The sequence below is a fragment of the Pseudomonas sp. PICF141 genome, from assembly GCF_002286815.1.
GTDB lineage: Bacteria > Pseudomonadota > Gammaproteobacteria > Pseudomonadales > Pseudomonadaceae > Aquipseudomonas.
In genome coordinates, this window is sequence record NZ_MUNM01000081.1 from 1 (window position 1) to 14365 (window position 14365).

Here is a 14365-nt window from a genome sequence, read left to right on the forward strand (position 1 = left end):
GCTACGTTGTTCATGGCAATGATCTCCGATGAGCCCCCGGTGAAAGCTTAGTGGGCGATCACAGGGGGGGGGAGGCGGGGGTAGCCATTTCATTAGGTTTCTGCGCTTGCAGCGAACTCGCTATTTCGCCCCCTCCAACCAAACGGACGGTGCCTGCCCCAGCACGCGACGAAACATCGTCGAGAACGCTGCCGGGCTGTCATAGCCAAAATCCAGGGCAATCCGCGTCACCGGCGTGCCCACCGCCAGCCGCGCCAAAGCCAGCACCACACAGGCCCGCTGCCGCCATTGGCTGAAACTCAGCCCAGTCTGCTGGCGGAATAAACGATTGAAAGTACGCAAACTGATATGCAACTGGTCAGCCCAGTGTTGCGGCGTTTGATGAGCGTTCGGTTGCTGGAGAAACGTCTGGCACAACCCCAGCAGTCGCGTATCCACAGGCAGCGGAATGTGCAACGGCAAGTGAGCGCTACGGGCCAATTCATGCAGCAGCAAGTCGATCAGTGCACCGTCGCGTCCGGCCTCGTCGTATTCCAGCGCAACCTCTACCGACTCCATCAGCAAATGTCGCATCAGCGGCGAAACATTGATTACCTGACAGCGATTGCCCAGATCAACCGCCCCCGGTTCGATGTACAAGCTGCGCGTGCTCACCCCCAGCATCAACACCTCATGCGCCACCCCCGGCGGAATCCACACCGCCCGCTGCGGCGGTACCACCCAATTGCCGTCGTGCGTGCTCACCTGCATCACCCCGGTAGCGCCGTACAGCAATTGCGCCCTTCGATGGGTATGGCGCGGCAACAGCTGCCCGTCGGGGTAATCCGTGCCGAGGGCCACCACCGGTCGCGGCGTGTCATCCAGCAGATCAATCGAAACATTGCGCATCGAGCGGCACCCAACGGTTGGCGTAAACGCAAACATTATTGGCCGACTTGCTGAAGCAGGCCAAGCCTCATCGCCCTATCGTCGGCCACTCTCAACCAACGGACGATGCGCGATGTTCTTCTACCTCTTGCTGGCACTCTTCGGCTGCATGACCGGCGCCACCGCCGTGCTGTTCGGCTTCGGCGGCGGCTTCGTCGTCGTGCCCCTGCTGTACCGCATGCTCACCGCCAGCCACGGCGCCGACGCCCCCATCAGTCAATCGGCGATGCACATCGCCGTGGCCACCTCGACCTGCGTGATGATCGTCAACGCCCTGATCGCTACCGAAAAGCATCACCGCGCCGGTAATCTCATTCGCCATTACCTGTGGCCGTTGGGCGGGTTCATCGGTTTGGGCGCGATCGTCGGCGCCGTTGCAGCGATGTGGGCGAGTGGCGAACTGATCCGTTTTGCCTTCATCGCCTACCTCGGCGTGACGATTCTGGACTGCTTGTTCCGACGCGGTTTTCTTACACAGTCCGACGCCGTCATCCCACGGCGATTGGGCAGGGCAGAAGTGTCGGGCGGCGGTGTAGGCATCGGCAGCATCGCCACGTTCCTCGGCGTGGGCGGCAGCGTCATGACCGTGCCCTTGCTGCGGCGTTGTGGGCTGAGCATGTCCCAGTCGACGTCCATGGCCAATCCGTTGAGTCTGCCGGTTGCACTGGCCGGGACGCTGACTTACATGGCGATGGCGGGTTTTGCCGAGTTTGATCTGGGGGCGTGGTTTGTCGGTTATGTGGATGTGCTGGCGTTTGCGGTGCTGACGGCTGGATCGCTGGTGGGGATTCGCCTGGCGACGCCGTGGATCGGGCGGATACCGGACCAAATACATGCGCGGGTTTATATTGGTTTGCTGGTTTTGGTGATGCTGAGTATGTGCGCCAAGTGAGGTTGGAATCAGTCGGCTCATTCGCAAGAATAGGCCATGCACGACTTGCTGACCGACGCCGAATTATCAGTTCTCAGCGAACATGCGCTGGACTACATTTCGGAAGTTGTTCGCCAACCCTATGAGCTTGAATGGGTTGACGAGATCGTGAGCCAGGACTGAGTGTCCTTCACTACATGAACCAAAAGGACCAAGGATGTTGATCTTCAACTGCACTGAAGCGGCCAGTGACTTCTTCAGTCGCGTGAGCAAGGGCAAGAAAATCACTCCGGTGGAGAAACCGCCATCGCCTGTTATCGAAGACGACGAGTCAGTTGAGTCCACCGAACAGTGGCTGGTCCATGCAATCACCGTTCAACGCAAGCACGTGTTATTTGTCATCCATGTGCAAACCCGTTATTGCATGATTTTCGCGGACGCGAAAAAGGCCGATGTCGCAGGTTTTGTTCAACGTTTTTCCGAGCGATGGATAAACGGCCTGATCCATCATGCGGGGCAGCACGACATCCTTCGCTGGGCCGAAGATAAGCCAATGATGGAGCGCTTTGAGGAAAGCAATCGCGAGTACCGACTGTATAAACGCCGTCATCGCGGTGCGCAAAAGCACATCGACGAGATCGCCTGGATCTTCCAGGATTGCGCTGCGGAGTGGGGCACCTTACCGCCGGATGAGTATGCGGCCGGCCGCTTCGACGCGCGGATGAACAACTTCCTCAAAGGCAGTAAAGGTCATAAAGACTATTACTTCCCGAGCGAAGAGATGATGGTTCACTGGTTACGTCAGTATTGCGGGGTTGATGAGCAAAGTATTCAGGCTGCACGTGATCGACTTAAAGAGGTGAAGCAGGAAATTCGGGATTTGGAGAATCAGCTTCAGCAAAACTGATTACTTCTCCGCCAACCCCGGCGCTTCACGAATAAGGAAGTGATCCAGATTCTCGATGTTGGCACTGAACACCCCGAACGTCTGTTCGGGGTTTTTCTTGCTCGGCACCTGCTTCAACTCCGGCGTCACCCCATAAAAGAAGCAATACAACTCGGCGTCACTGTCGACCGCGTGCTTGATCTCTTCCAGAAACGCCTTGCGCTTGCGGTAGTTGTCGATCAGCTTCTTGCTCAAATAAACGTTCACCGAATAAGGCTTCTTCTTCGCCTCGTCCGGTTGCTTGAACCAGACCTTCTGCTCGAAATCGATACGAAAACTCTGGGTGTAGTCCTTGATCTCCTTGATCTTGCCCCAGTAAATCAGCCCCTTGTTGTCCTGCAAATACTCAATCTTCTTGAAGAACGACCCATAAGGCGCCGAGTGCTCGCCAATCTTCAGGGGCATGCGCTTGAGCAGCTCCTTGTCCTCGAAGTTCGACACAAAACACTCCACCGGATGGGCGAAGACACTGGTCTTGTCCGGCGCCGACTCCCGGCTCGGGTGCTCGACGTTACTGGCCGCTGAAGAAACTCGCGGCTCATTGCGCACAACATCCGCCGCCTCCGCCGGGTTTGACGGCTTACGCGCATACTCACGCCGAGTCAGCAACAACTCCGACGGAAAATGCTCCTCCCGACTGTCATCCGATTCCACACCATCCGCCTCCAGCCCCGACGCCGGCGTCTTCAGACTGACATAAGGACAACCCTCGACATGCCGCGTGCTGGGTATGTTCTTGAAGTGCGGCGTGCGCACGTAATTCACATTCTTGGCGTTGAACGTCCCCAACACGTTGGCCGCATCAAACGCCGAACGGCAGGCATCGTTGGGGCACTGGAAGTGTTCTTTGGCGGAGTCGAAATCCATGGTCTCGTCGAAATTCAAATCCCGCACGTCATAGATCGACAGCTTGTCGTCGAGGCTGAGGCAGTAGGCGAGGTCGAATTTCATGCTGGGCTCGGGTCCTTGAGTGGGGAAGGGTATTAATAGCGGGAGGCGGGGCGGGTTGCACTGACTGTTTTCAACACAGCGCAAAATCTGTGGCAACACACCAATCCTGTGGGAGCGGGCTTGCCCGCGATTCTCAAATTCACCACAGCCATTCAAGCCTGAAATCATCCCTGTGGCGAGGGGGCTTGCCCCCGTTGGGTCGCGAAGCGGCCCCAAAACCGGCAAACGCGGCAGGTCAGGTATAACGAGTTGTTTGCTTGGCGACTGCTTCGCAGCCGAACGGGAGCAAGCTCCCTCGCCACAGTCCCCGTTTAATCACTCGGGAATTAGCCGCGCGACCTGCTTATAAAGTAACGCTGTGAGCTCATTTTTTTTGTCGGAATGGTGGCAGCTCCGATGACAGTTCGGGCACAACGCTACAGCGTTGGTGACTTGATCCGAGCCTTTTTCGGCGAGCGGCTTAACGTGGTGGACTTCCAGGTAAGGCAAACCAAGCTTTTGAAACGGAGCGGGCTCGCCACAGCCGTCGCAATGACCTTCGGCTTCATTTCGAACCCAGGCTCTGACTTCGGGATCACGTACGTATGCCGTGCGAGAGCTTGCCGCTCGCTTCGGTTTCTTAATGCCCTTTGGCGGTTCTTTTATCTTTTGCTTTTGGAGCGCAGCAGCGCGACGTTCTAGCGTTTCTTCATCAGCTGTCGGAGCGCTGGGGTCACCAGGTTGAATGCCTCTTTCAGTAAGCGCAGCTCGAATTAACTGCTCAACATTTGAGCCAACGTTTCTGGCAGGCTTGTATCCCTTGATAAATTCCCGATCCATCTCCATCAAAATCGTAGAGATGTTCTGCATCCGGAATTCGACAGATCCCTTGGTGCGGGTGGGTAAGGCTGTTTCGCGCAGCGCAAGATTTTCCGCCGTCTTAACGAATGTCTGGCCACTTAGTTCTAGCGCGAGCATCTTCAGATAGGCATCCACCGCAGCCCTAATCTCAGAAACGCTCCAGTCGCTGTCTTTCTTCTTTACGCTCATACAATCGCCGAGGGTTGGAAACCCTCGGACGATACTGAGTGGCCATTACACCTGTCTACGAAAATTCCTACAGAAAAGACCGACGTATCGCTCAAGCGATCCTACAAACACACCGTTGCTCTGACCCACCGAATGCTTCGAAGACTGAAACACCTCCACATATCCCGCAGCAGAATTCAACCTTCATCCTGCCAATGCAACAGACTCGATATGGGCCGATCCGTCCAGCTTGGCTGACTACTCGCATCCGTACCGGCGCCAAGGGCGCCAAGGTTGCTAACGGCTCAGTTGTACGAAGTTGGCGTACTGCCCGCTACTGTTTAAACAGCCTCTACTCGTTGCTCTCCAGCCATGCTAGTACTTTGGTTGCGCATTGATCCGGTGGGAATACTGGGTAAAACACCTGTCTGATTTTTCCATCTTCTAATATCAGAGCTAAACGCTTGTAAAACAATTGGCCGTACGCTTGAAATGTGGGCAGGCTTAGTTTGTCTCGCAGAATGAAGTTTGAATCGTTCAAGAGTATGAAGGGTAGCTTTGTTCGTTGCTTGAACTCGATCTGTTCTGCCGCACTCTGTGCGCTGACACCGAATACCTGATACCCCATCTTCTTAAACTGCTCGTAACGCTCGCCAAAGCCCAGTGACTGCAAGGTGCAACCCGGTGCCCCTGGAATAGCATCCCAATCTGGTATGGGATCTTTGCCAGGTACGCCGGTGGCCGGGTAGATATAGACTATTGTTTTCCCAGAGTGTTTAGCCAGATTCCAGAGTTTGCCCTCTGTGGACGTCAATTCGATTTCCGGCAACCGCATTCTCGCTAGATGATCACACGCACCGTCATCCTGCGGGACAGGCAAGTCAGGAGGAAGCGTATAGGGATTAGGTTGTTGGTTAGTCATGCTTGTTCCTTGCCTGTTGCAGGCTGGTTCATTACCAATGCGAATTGCCTGGTCTTTTCATATTGTTCCAACCGATTCCGAACGTAACTCGCCGCGGCGAGAGCCCGCTCCCATGAACGGGTGGTGGCCATTTCCGCTGTGTTCAATTGTACTTTTGCATGATGGGCACAGTCTTGCATTAAGCCGAGGAGGGTTGTTGTATGAAGGTTGCTTAACCTGAAACAATAACGCCCGTGCACATTAATAACTGCAATAAAGCCAAGCTCGTTCAGTAAACAGAACAAGAGATAAGGTATCAGTCCGTAAGGTGCACTGTGCAGGGTCAATATGCCCTGGCGATGAACGCCAAAGCGAAGTAGCAAGTTATACAGGAAGATTTGTACAGCCTGTTCAGGTGCTAGCAGTTTTACCGCAAATCCGAAAGCATTCAAATCCGCGCGGAATTCTTCAAGGTAGATAAGCGGCCACAGGGTTTTTCCGCCGGGTGCGAAATAACCATCGTTCTGTTTGGTAAAAACATCATAGGCGATGAAGTGCCCGGCCTCATGCACGATATATTCATTGGCGATGGTCGTTTGCAAGTCGCTTAAATGCCCCATGGCGTGCTGATAGTCTTCAGCACAGAACAGCGTCTGGACAAATTTTTTTCGCTGGATCCAGTTCTGCCACGACTTAAGCACATCGACAATATTTTCCAGCATGGCATCGCTGTCGGGGGCGGGGATGAACAGGTCATGCTTGTAGAGAATGTCCGGCTCGGAGGCGAATTTGCCGAAACGTTGACTGATTAGCGCGGGCCGCAACGCCACCTGTACCTGACCAGTCCAGAACGGATGGGCCCGTAATGCCTCATTGATACCCGCATTGCCCAGCACACCCGGGCCAACATACCACTCACCTTCCAGTGCTGATGTGGCATAGTCTCGCCGGCTTTGTACGCGGTACTGTCCATGGAGAGAGAAGTGCGACATTGCTGACCCCGTCCTATATCTGTAACAACCTGTGCGGCATCAGATCGCGACTGCCAAGCCAGCGGACGATAAGTTCGTCTAGCTGGCGCAACGCCGTTAAAGGTAAAGGGCAGCTTGAGCTACTCACTACGCAGCCGCGCAGAGCCTGTTCGATGCAGGTTCTCACTGCATCAGTCAACTTGAACTGGGTGAGTCGTTCGCCTAACAGGCTAGTCAGCATCAACCAAGTGGCGGGGCAGTTGGCGGCTTCCAACAAGTGGTTGGTGATGGCCAGCGACCATGGATTGAGCGGATTGTCGGATTCGCTTGGCTTGGCATGCCGGGAGAAAGCTGTAGCAACTCCCCCGCAGGCGATGATCTGATCGTGGTCGCGAGCAAAGCCGAGCGCCCGAAAAGCACTCTTGCATAATCCGTCGACTAGAAAAGCCTGATCGACATCGCGCAAGCGGGCCGTCTGGGGAAACTTTTCCGTGCCGAGATGGCTGGTCAGCGCTTCCCACAAGTTAGGGAGATTGCGGGCTGCATTCTGCTCAACCGGTAGTCGCAGGTATATTTCATCGCCGTGCTGCTCCTGTTGAATGTCGTCCAGGCTACAACATAGAAAATAGAAGCCGAGCCAGGCATTGCGTAACGCGCGCTCCAATACAGCTGCTTCCACTTCGGCAGCGGAGTCCAATAATTGACCGAGCCCCTCGGCATGGCCATGGTTGACGTCTATCTGGATATGTTGTTTCCAGGTATTGAATAAACCTTTGATGTCATATTGATCCTCTACGATTTGATAGAAATCGTTGCTGGCGCTGGCGAAAGCGATGCTCGACTCTTGAAAGTAGGCGATCAATAAATGTCCTAATGGATCGGTTTCCGCGACTTGCAGGCAGTGCTCTTCAAATGCCAGCGAACTAGGCAGAGGCACATAGGATTTCACATCATCCAGACTTACGCCTTGCAGCAAGGGCGTATCCAGAGAGTAGAACGCATCACAGTGCCAATATTCTTCCAGTGCATCCTGTTGAAAGAATTGAGTCGAGATTGTTTCTTTTCCCAAGGCCGCCATTCGGGCCGCTACAATGCCAGCGGCGCGAGAGATGTGATAATTGTGTATTAACCAGGCCAACAATACATTGCGGTTGGACTTTCCGGTTCTTATTTGTTCCCAGATGAGATGGGCATAATAGGTTGCGTACCATTCGGAACGAAGCGGATCAAACAGCGCTTTTATTTCTTTAAGAGAATAGTGCGTTTTTTCAATCGATGTGAAACAGCCCTGTGCGCTGAGCAGATTTACCAGCGCATTGGCCATCGGATTCTCCAGTGCTTGGGCGCGGGATATACGTCGATCAAGCAGGTCTTTTATGACGGGTCGAGCGTTCACCCAACTGACAGGAAGTTTCACTTCCCACAGCGCGTATGTAATTGTTGTCTTGTCGTTCGAGAACACCACAGAGACGTTATCTTTTAAGCGCTCGCTGACAAGACTGGTGGCTTCCTTGCTTTGCATGATCTTTAACCCTTTGGCTTCTTGTTCGCTGCACTTCCTTGCACAAGTGACAAGCACTTGTGCAAGGGCGCTTGGGTTAGCGCACGATGACTGATGCAGCCTTGGTGATGACTCGAACTTCGGTTCCTTTCGGTAGTTCGAGGATATCCAGTAACTGATGGATTTTTTCCGGTTTGTCGTGCAGGGAAGTCAGATTGCCTTTCAGGACTACGGGATTATCCGATTGTTTCGAGAAGATCTGGAGTTCTGTCTCCGTACTTTCCGCATTGTATTTTCCAGACATGGCTTTGCTCCTTCTAGCAGGTCATTGGAAATAATATGCGCACATGGATGGCTCTGCTCCTTGAGCGCCTTGGCATCAATCATGAACGCGTGCCTGAAAGGAACGTATTCATACGATGTAATAAAAAACGATAGTTCCGTTTCATGGATCATGAACCCTTCTCGGACCAACGGCGGGGGTGTTTGGTTTTACGAGGGCTTTGGTCGGGCGCGACCCCGGCTCGGACGTAGCCTTCGGTAACGGCTATGAGGGGCGTGCGCTCTTCTTCCCAAACTAAAAAGCCCTGAACAAGTCAGGGCTTTTTGATTTTTCCAATCTGCCGATTCAGATCACAACCGGCCGTGGCTAGGTCCCAAAAATCAATCCCAGCTCAACGCCCCACCCGTCTGATACTCAATAACTCTCGTCTCAAAGAAATTCTTCTCTTTCTTCAAGTCCATAATCTCGCTCATCCAAGGGAACGGGTTCGTAGTCCCTGGGTATTCCTCTTTCAACCCAATCTGCGACAACCGACGGTTAGCAATAAACTTGAGGTAATCCTCCATCATCGCCGCATTCATGCCCAACACGCCGCGAGGCATGGTGTCCCGTGCGTATTCAATCTCCAGCTGAGTCCCTTGCAGAATCATCTGGCTCGCTTCTTCCTTCATTTCAGCATCCCACAAATGCGGGTTTTCGATTTTGATCTGGTTGATCACGTCGATGCCGAAGTTCAGGTGCATGGATTCGTCGCGCAGGATGTACTGGAACTGCTCGGCGACGCCGGTCATTTTGTTGCGGCGGCCCATGGAGAGGATTTGGGTGAAGCCGCAGTAGAAGAAGATGCCTTCCAGAACGCAGTAGTAGGCGATCAGGTTGCGCAGCAGCTCTTTGTCGGTTTCGACGGTGCCGGTTTCGAACTTCGGATCGGAGATCGAACGGGTGTATTTCAGGCCCCAAGTGGCTTTTTTCGCGACCGATGGGATCTCGTGGTACATGTTGAAGATTTCGCCTTCATCCATGGCCAACGATTCGATGCAGTACTGGTAGGCGTGGGTGTGGATCGCCTCTTCGAAGGCCTGGCGCAGGATGTACTGGCGGCATTCCGGGTTGGTGATCAGGCGGTACACGGCCAGGACCAAGTTGTTGGCAACCAGGGAGTCGGCGGTGGAGAAGAAGCCGAGGTTGCGCATCACGATGCGGCGCTCGTCGTCGGTCAGGCCTTCCGGGTTTTTCCAGAGGGCGATGTCGGCGGTCATGTTGACTTCTTGCGGCATCCAGTGGTTTGCGCAGCCGTCCAGGTACTTCTGCCATGCCCAGTCGTATTTGAATGGGACGAGCTGGTTGAGGTCGGCGCGGCAGTTGATCATGCGCTTTTCATCGACAGCTACACGGGCGGAGGCGCCTTCCAGTTCGGCGAGGCCTTCGGCGACGTCGAGGGAGTCCAGGGCAGCCTTGGCGCGGGCGATCGCGGCGGAGTCCGTCGCGGTCACGGCGCGGGCCTCTTGAGCGGCGGCACCACCGGCGCTGTCGAGGCGGTCCATGTTGGCTTCAGAAGCGTGGCCGGCATTGGCGCCTTTTACAGCGACTTCGCCGTCATCTTCTTTGTCGAATTCGTCCCAGCTCAGCATGACGTGTCGTCTCCTGCGTGAGGGCCAGATTGCCCGTGTGAAAACTGATAGGTTGGTTTTTCACACAGCCGTTTCTGGCCGCGTTGGATCTAAAGGAAATCGTTTTTTGCAGCAGTACAACGCAGGCAATAAACAGAATTTTGTACGGGTGTTCCGAAGCCGCTGAGGGGTGCAGAAAACGTGACCGCTCTGCGTGGGCTTCAGACTGGCTTTTCACCTCTGTAAGGGAATATTGCAGGCCCGTTTAAGTGCGCATTATAAGGAAATTTTCGCCCCCGTGGTGCGGCGAAATGGCACCCGGAGCGGTCGGTGAGGGGCGTTTTCAGGTTGGAGCGAGGGTTTACAGGGCTTTGGCGGAGGAAGTTTTTTTTTCGCCTGTTTTGGCTGGTTTTTGACGGTGAGGGCTGGGTGTTCGCGCGATTAGGGTCTGCTGTTATGTTGCAGGCCAGGTGGGGCGGGCCTTTCAGCGTTTTTGTGGGTGGGATTGTGTGCAGTTTTTGGCTGAAAATGTTCTTGGAATAGACTGCTCAAAAAACAACCAGAAACGGCGGTTTTTACTACATGTAGTGGTTTTGGTCGATTTCTGACCACTCCAGACACAACTAAGCCCGACCGAAGTCGGGCTATGAGGGCGTTTTCGATTTTCAGCTGAGACGACCAGCGCCGACGTGATCAGAACCGTCGGCGGCGACCTTGGCAGCGCCGGTGTGATCAAAGCCGTCTGCAGCAACCCTGGCAGCGCCGGTGTGATCAGAACCATCGGAGGCGAAAGAAGCCGAACCCGTGTGGTCATAACCGTCAGAAACGACAGCCGCTTGAGTGAAAGCGGCCGAGCCGGTGTGGTCGTAGCCATCGGCGGCGAAAGTGTTGGCGGCCAGAACGGAAAGGGTCAGGGCGAAGATCAGTTTGGTTTTCATGGTGGTATCTCCAGGTTCGTTGGCGTTGTGTGCCTTGGGCGTGGAATTCATCCTACGCCAACTAATTTGATTAAAAATCGCAAATAAACGCTTAAAGCAATCGTATTTATCGATTTAATGCTCGGCGCTTCATCTGCCTTCAAAGCGGGCGGATGGATCGAGCCTTGATAAATAAAGGGGGGGCGGATCAGCCGTTAGTGCAGCCGTTGCCCATGACGCTGTAGCGCAGAATGTGCCGCTGGCCTTTGGAATCGTCGTATTCCATTTTGGCCGGAACCACTTCGCAGACATTCGGGATTTCGCTCATCGATATGACTTTGGCGATGTCCAGGTGGGTGGAGTAGGTGTATTCCTCAATGGCGGGTTTTTGCTGTGCGACATCAGTCGGGACCTCATCCGCCATGGCGGTTAAGCACAGACTGCCGAGGACCAGAACCCATAAAGCTTTCATTTCAAATTTACCTTTCTGAAGTCGAATGGGGTCGCGCAATCTTTTTTGGATTGCGTGTGGCGCTTTAATAAAGAGTCTTGGATTAACTGCCTTCGTGGGGGCTGCAACTGGGTTAATCACGTTGCCGTGTTGGCGAGATCGATTTTAAGCCTGGGGGTGGCGTGCATATAGCCGTGCTTTTGATAAACACTTTTGGCGGATTTGGTAACAATCCCCAAAAAGGCAAGGCATCCGTTTTACTGCGACGCATGATTTGTAGCAGCGGGCGAAGGCTGCGTTCGGCTGCGCAGCAGTCGTAAAACCAGCCAGTGCGGTATGTCAGCTAATTTGGCGTTTACCGAATTGCGACTGCTGCGCAGCCGAACGCAGGCTTCGCCAGCTGCTACAGGGCGCGTTACCGGCATTGTCTGGGATAGGCGTAGAAGTGGGGTTTCGGGGTATCCACGATAATTTGTAGGGGCTTGTTACTACCATCGTCGAATGGTTCTATAGGCCCGGCCCGGCTACAACTGAAGCCATACAAAAACAACTATTCCACCGAGGTAAGAAAGATGAGTGCGGCTTCTTTGTATCCCGTTCGTCCCGAGGTTCTAGCCAACACGCTGACTGACGAGGCCACCTATAAGGCCATGTACCAGCAGTCGGTCGTCAACCCGGACGGCTTCTGGCGTGAACAAGCCAAGCGCCTGGACTGGATCAAGCCTTTCACCACGGTGAAGCAGACGTCCTTCGACGATCACCACGTCGACATCAAATGGTTTGCCGACGGCACGCTGAACGTTTCCTACAATTGCCTCGACCGTCATCTGGCCGAACGCGGCGATCAAATCGCGATCATTTGGGAAGGGGATGACCCTGCCGAAAGCCGCAACATCACTTACCGCGAGCTGCACGAACAAGTCTGCAAGTTCGCCAACGCCTTGCGCGGCCAGGATGTGCATCGCGGCGACGTGGTGACGATCTATATGCCGATGATCCCCGAAGCCGTGGTCGCCATGCTGGCCTGCGCCCGGATCGGCGCAATTCACTCGGTGGTGTTCGGCGGTTTCTCGCCAGAAGCCCTGGCCGGCCGCATCATCGACTGCAAATCCAAAGTGGTGATCACCGCTGACGAAGGCGTACGGGCTGGCAAAAAGATTCCGCTGAAGGCCAACGTCGACGACGCGCTGACCAACCCGGAAACCAGCAGCATCCAGAAAGTCATCGTGTGCAAGCGCACGGGTGGCGACATCAAGTGGAACCAGCACCGCGACATCTGGTTCGAGGACCTGATGAAAGTGGCGGGCACCGTGTGTGCACCCAAAGAGATGGGCGCTGAAGAAGCGCTGTTCATCCTTTACACCTCCGGTTCCACCGGCAAGCCGAAGGGCGTGCAGCACACCACCGGCGGTTACCTGCTGTATGCGGCGATGACCCACGAGCGTGTGTTCGATTATCGTCCGGGCGAAATTTACTGGTGCACCGCCGACGTCGGCTGGGTCACTGGTCACTCATATATCGTCTACGGACCGCTGGCCAACGGCGCGACCACGCTGCTGTTCGAAGGCGTGCCGAACTACCCGGACATCACCCGGGTGGCGAAGATCGTCGACAAGCACAAGGTCAACATCCTTTACACCGCACCGACCGCGATCCGCGCGATGATGGCCTCGGGCACCGCCGCCGTTGAAGGCGCCGATGGCAGCAGCCTGCGCCTGTTGGGTTCGGTGGGCGAGCCGATCAACCCGGAAGCCTGGGACTGGTACTACAAGAATGTCGGCAAGTCTCGTTGCCCGATCGTCGATACCTGGTGGCAGACCGAAACCGGCGGCAACATGATGAGCCCGTTGCCGGGCGCTCACGCCCTCAAGCCGGGTTCTGCGGCGCGTCCGTTCTTCGGCGTGGTGCCAGCGCTGGTGGATAACCTGGGCAACATCGTCGAAGGCGAGGCCGAGGGTAACCTGGTGATTCTCGATTCGTGGCCAGGCCAGGCGCGTACGCTGTTTGGCGACCATGACCGCTTCGTTGACACCTACTTCAAGACGTTCCGTGGCATGTATTTCACCGGTGACGGTGCGCGTCGCGATGCGGACGGTTATTACTGGATCACCGGTCGCGTGGATGACGTGCTCAACGTATCCGGCCACCGCATGGGCACCGCCGAGATCGAAAGCGCGATGGTCGCGCACCCGAAAGTCGCCGAAGCGGCGGTGGTCGGTGTGCCGCATGACATCAAGGGGCAGGGCATTTATGTTTACGTCACCTTGAATGCTGGCGAAGAGCCGACCGAGCAATTGCGTCTGGAGTTGAAAAACTGGGTGCGCAAGGAGATCGGTCCGATTGCTTCGCCGGATGTGATCCAGTGGGCGCCGGGCCTGCCGAAAACCCGTTCGGGCAAGATCATGCGCCGGATTCTGCGCAAGATTGCGACGGCCGAATACGATGGGTTGGGGGATATTTCGACCCTGGCCGATCCGGGTGTGGTGCAGCATCTGATTGATACGCACAAGACCATGAACGTCGCGTAAGCGCCGATTCCTGAGTCATCGAAGCCCCACCAGGTGTTGAGCCTGGTGGGGTTTTTTCGTATTGATCGTTCCCATGCTCTGCGTGGGAATGCCGCCATGGTCGCTCCGCGTCCGCCGTTGACGCTGTGACGCAGAGCGTCACGGGATGCATTCCCACGCGGAGCGCGGGAATGATCAGCGGGAGTGCCAATAATTATCGGTATCCGCCGTAGGCCCATTCCCACTGTTACCCATCCCGCTTCAAGTAACTTAATGTGTAACCGCTCGTCCAATAACGAGGCATTGGGAAACGCAACGCCCCGTTTCAGGGCCCTTCAATCCGGCCTGAAAAATAAGACGCCACGCTGCGCTTGCCGGATTAGAAGGGTTTGCCAATAATAGGCCCGCAATTTGCAATATAGATCGGTTCACTGTCTTTTGCTCTTGCATGAAATTGCAAGGCTGTCAATGCGCTCAAGCGGCTTTCTCGGTGCATCTGTAATTTGTTGTCGCATTGAAGA

Annotated in this window: 13 protein-coding genes and 1 pseudogene; 4 read left to right on the forward strand and 10 right to left on the reverse strand. The window is 55.1% G+C overall.

Annotated features, from left to right (window positions below; translation table 11 throughout):
- Positions 1-120 precede the first annotated feature (120 nt).
- Positions 121-888: a helix-turn-helix transcriptional regulator gene (locus tag BZL43_RS23985; RefSeq protein ID WP_095634579.1), complete on the reverse strand. Its 768-nt coding sequence runs from the start codon at positions 886-888 to the stop codon at positions 121-123.
- 112 nt (positions 889-1000) lie between these two features.
- Here BZL43_RS23985 and BZL43_RS23990 point away from each other — a divergent pair, with 112 nt between their 5' ends.
- From BZL43_RS23990 to BZL43_RS23995, 3 genes and pseudogenes are all read left to right on the forward strand, one after another.
- On the forward strand, positions 1001-1819 hold the full coding sequence (locus BZL43_RS23990) for a sulfite exporter TauE/SafE family protein (protein ID WP_095634580.1): 819 nt from the start codon (positions 1001-1003) through the stop codon (positions 1817-1819).
- A 36-nt stretch (positions 1820-1855) separates the two neighbouring features.
- Positions 1856-1981 (forward strand): annotated as a pseudogene (locus BZL43_RS28670) (hypothetical protein); the annotation flags it as partial.
- Between the two features lie 34 nt (positions 1982-2015).
- Positions 2016-2705 carry a hypothetical protein gene (locus tag BZL43_RS23995; RefSeq protein ID WP_095634581.1) on the forward strand — a complete coding sequence of 230 codons (690 nt, stop codon included), beginning with the start codon at positions 2016-2018 and terminating at the stop codon, positions 2703-2705.
- On the opposite strand, the gene BZL43_RS24000 is transcribed toward BZL43_RS23995, so the two are convergent.
- From BZL43_RS24000 to BZL43_RS24045, 9 genes are all read right to left on the reverse strand, one after another.
- Positions 2706-3695, reverse strand: coding sequence for a hypothetical protein (locus BZL43_RS24000; protein WP_095634582.1), 990 nt, complete (start codon positions 3693-3695; stop codon positions 2706-2708).
- A gap of 315 nt (positions 3696-4010) precedes the next feature.
- Complete coding sequence (locus BZL43_RS24005) at positions 4011-4724, reverse strand: HNH endonuclease (protein ID WP_095634583.1); 714 nt, start codon at positions 4722-4724, stop codon at positions 4011-4013.
- A gap of 331 nt (positions 4725-5055) precedes the next feature.
- Positions 5056-5625 carry a peroxiredoxin gene (locus tag BZL43_RS24010; RefSeq protein WP_095634584.1) on the reverse strand — a complete coding sequence of 190 codons (570 nt, stop codon included), beginning with the start codon at positions 5623-5625 and terminating at the stop codon, positions 5056-5058.
- Positions 5622-6596 (reverse strand): hypothetical protein, encoded by a 975-nt coding sequence (locus tag BZL43_RS24015; protein WP_095634585.1) that lies wholly within the window; start codon positions 6594-6596, stop codon positions 5622-5624. Before BZL43_RS24015 ends, BZL43_RS24010 begins: the two co-directional genes overlap by 4 nt.
- A 13-nt stretch (positions 6597-6609) precedes the next feature.
- Positions 6610-8097 (reverse strand): hypothetical protein, encoded by a 1488-nt coding sequence (locus BZL43_RS24020; RefSeq protein WP_095634586.1) that lies wholly within the window; start codon positions 8095-8097, stop codon positions 6610-6612.
- Between the two features lie 76 nt (positions 8098-8173).
- Positions 8174-8380 carry a hypothetical protein gene (locus BZL43_RS24025; RefSeq protein ID WP_095634587.1) on the reverse strand — a complete coding sequence of 69 codons (207 nt, stop codon included), beginning with the start codon at positions 8378-8380 and terminating at the stop codon, positions 8174-8176.
- A 359-nt stretch (positions 8381-8739) separates the two neighbouring features.
- Complete coding sequence (locus BZL43_RS24030) at positions 8740-9990, reverse strand: ribonucleotide-diphosphate reductase subunit beta (RefSeq protein WP_007934889.1); 1251 nt, start codon at positions 9988-9990, stop codon at positions 8740-8742.
- A gap of 644 nt (positions 9991-10634) precedes the next feature.
- On the reverse strand, positions 10635-10907 hold the full coding sequence (locus BZL43_RS24040) for a hypothetical protein (RefSeq protein ID WP_095634589.1): 273 nt from the start codon (positions 10905-10907) through the stop codon (positions 10635-10637).
- Between the two features lie 187 nt (positions 10908-11094).
- Positions 11095-11358, reverse strand: coding sequence for a DUF2790 domain-containing protein (locus BZL43_RS24045; RefSeq protein WP_095634590.1), 264 nt, complete (start codon positions 11356-11358; stop codon positions 11095-11097).
- A gap of 551 nt (positions 11359-11909) precedes the next feature.
- Here BZL43_RS24045 and acs point away from each other — a divergent pair.
- A complete protein-coding gene (gene acs / locus BZL43_RS24050; RefSeq protein WP_095634591.1) occupies positions 11910-13865 on the forward strand; it encodes an acetate--CoA ligase in 1956 nt (651 codons plus the stop codon).
- Positions 13866-14365 lie beyond the last annotated feature (500 nt).

Coding starts and splice junctions, on each gene's coding strand:
- BZL43_RS24000 (WP_095634582.1), bottom strand. CDS start 3,695: ATGAAATTCGACCTCGCCTACTGCCTCAGCCTCGACGACAAGCTGTCG.
- BZL43_RS23995 (WP_095634581.1), top strand. CDS start 2,016: ATGTTGATCTTCAACTGCACTGAAGCGGCCAGTGACTTCTTCAGTCGC.
- BZL43_RS24005 (WP_095634583.1), bottom strand. CDS start 4,724: ATGAGCGTAAAGAAGAAAGACAGCGACTGGAGCGTTTCTGAGATTAGG.
- BZL43_RS24025 (WP_095634587.1), bottom strand. CDS start 8,380: ATGTCTGGAAAATACAATGCGGAAAGTACGGAGACAGAACTCCAGATC.
- BZL43_RS23990 (WP_095634580.1), top strand. CDS start 1,001: ATGTTCTTCTACCTCTTGCTGGCACTCTTCGGCTGCATGACCGGCGCC.
- BZL43_RS24020 (WP_095634586.1), bottom strand. CDS start 8,097: ATGCAAAGCAAGGAAGCCACCAGTCTTGTCAGCGAGCGCTTAAAAGAT.
- BZL43_RS24015 (WP_095634585.1), bottom strand. CDS start 6,596: ATGTCGCACTTCTCTCTCCATGGACAGTACCGCGTACAAAGCCGGCGA.
- BZL43_RS24045 (WP_095634590.1), bottom strand. CDS start 11,358: ATGAAAGCTTTATGGGTTCTGGTCCTCGGCAGTCTGTGCTTAACCGCC.
- BZL43_RS24010 (WP_095634584.1), bottom strand. CDS start 5,625: ATGACTAACCAACAACCTAATCCCTATACGCTTCCTCCTGACTTGCCT.
- acs (WP_095634591.1), top strand. CDS start 11,910: ATGAGTGCGGCTTCTTTGTATCCCGTTCGTCCCGAGGTTCTAGCCAAC.
- BZL43_RS24030 (WP_007934889.1), bottom strand. CDS start 9,990: ATGCTGAGCTGGGACGAATTCGACAAAGAAGATGACGGCGAAGTCGCT.
- BZL43_RS23985 (WP_095634579.1), bottom strand. CDS start 888: ATGCGCAATGTTTCGATTGATCTGCTGGATGACACGCCGCGACCGGTG.
- BZL43_RS24040 (WP_095634589.1), bottom strand. CDS start 10,907: ATGAAAACCAAACTGATCTTCGCCCTGACCCTTTCCGTTCTGGCCGCC.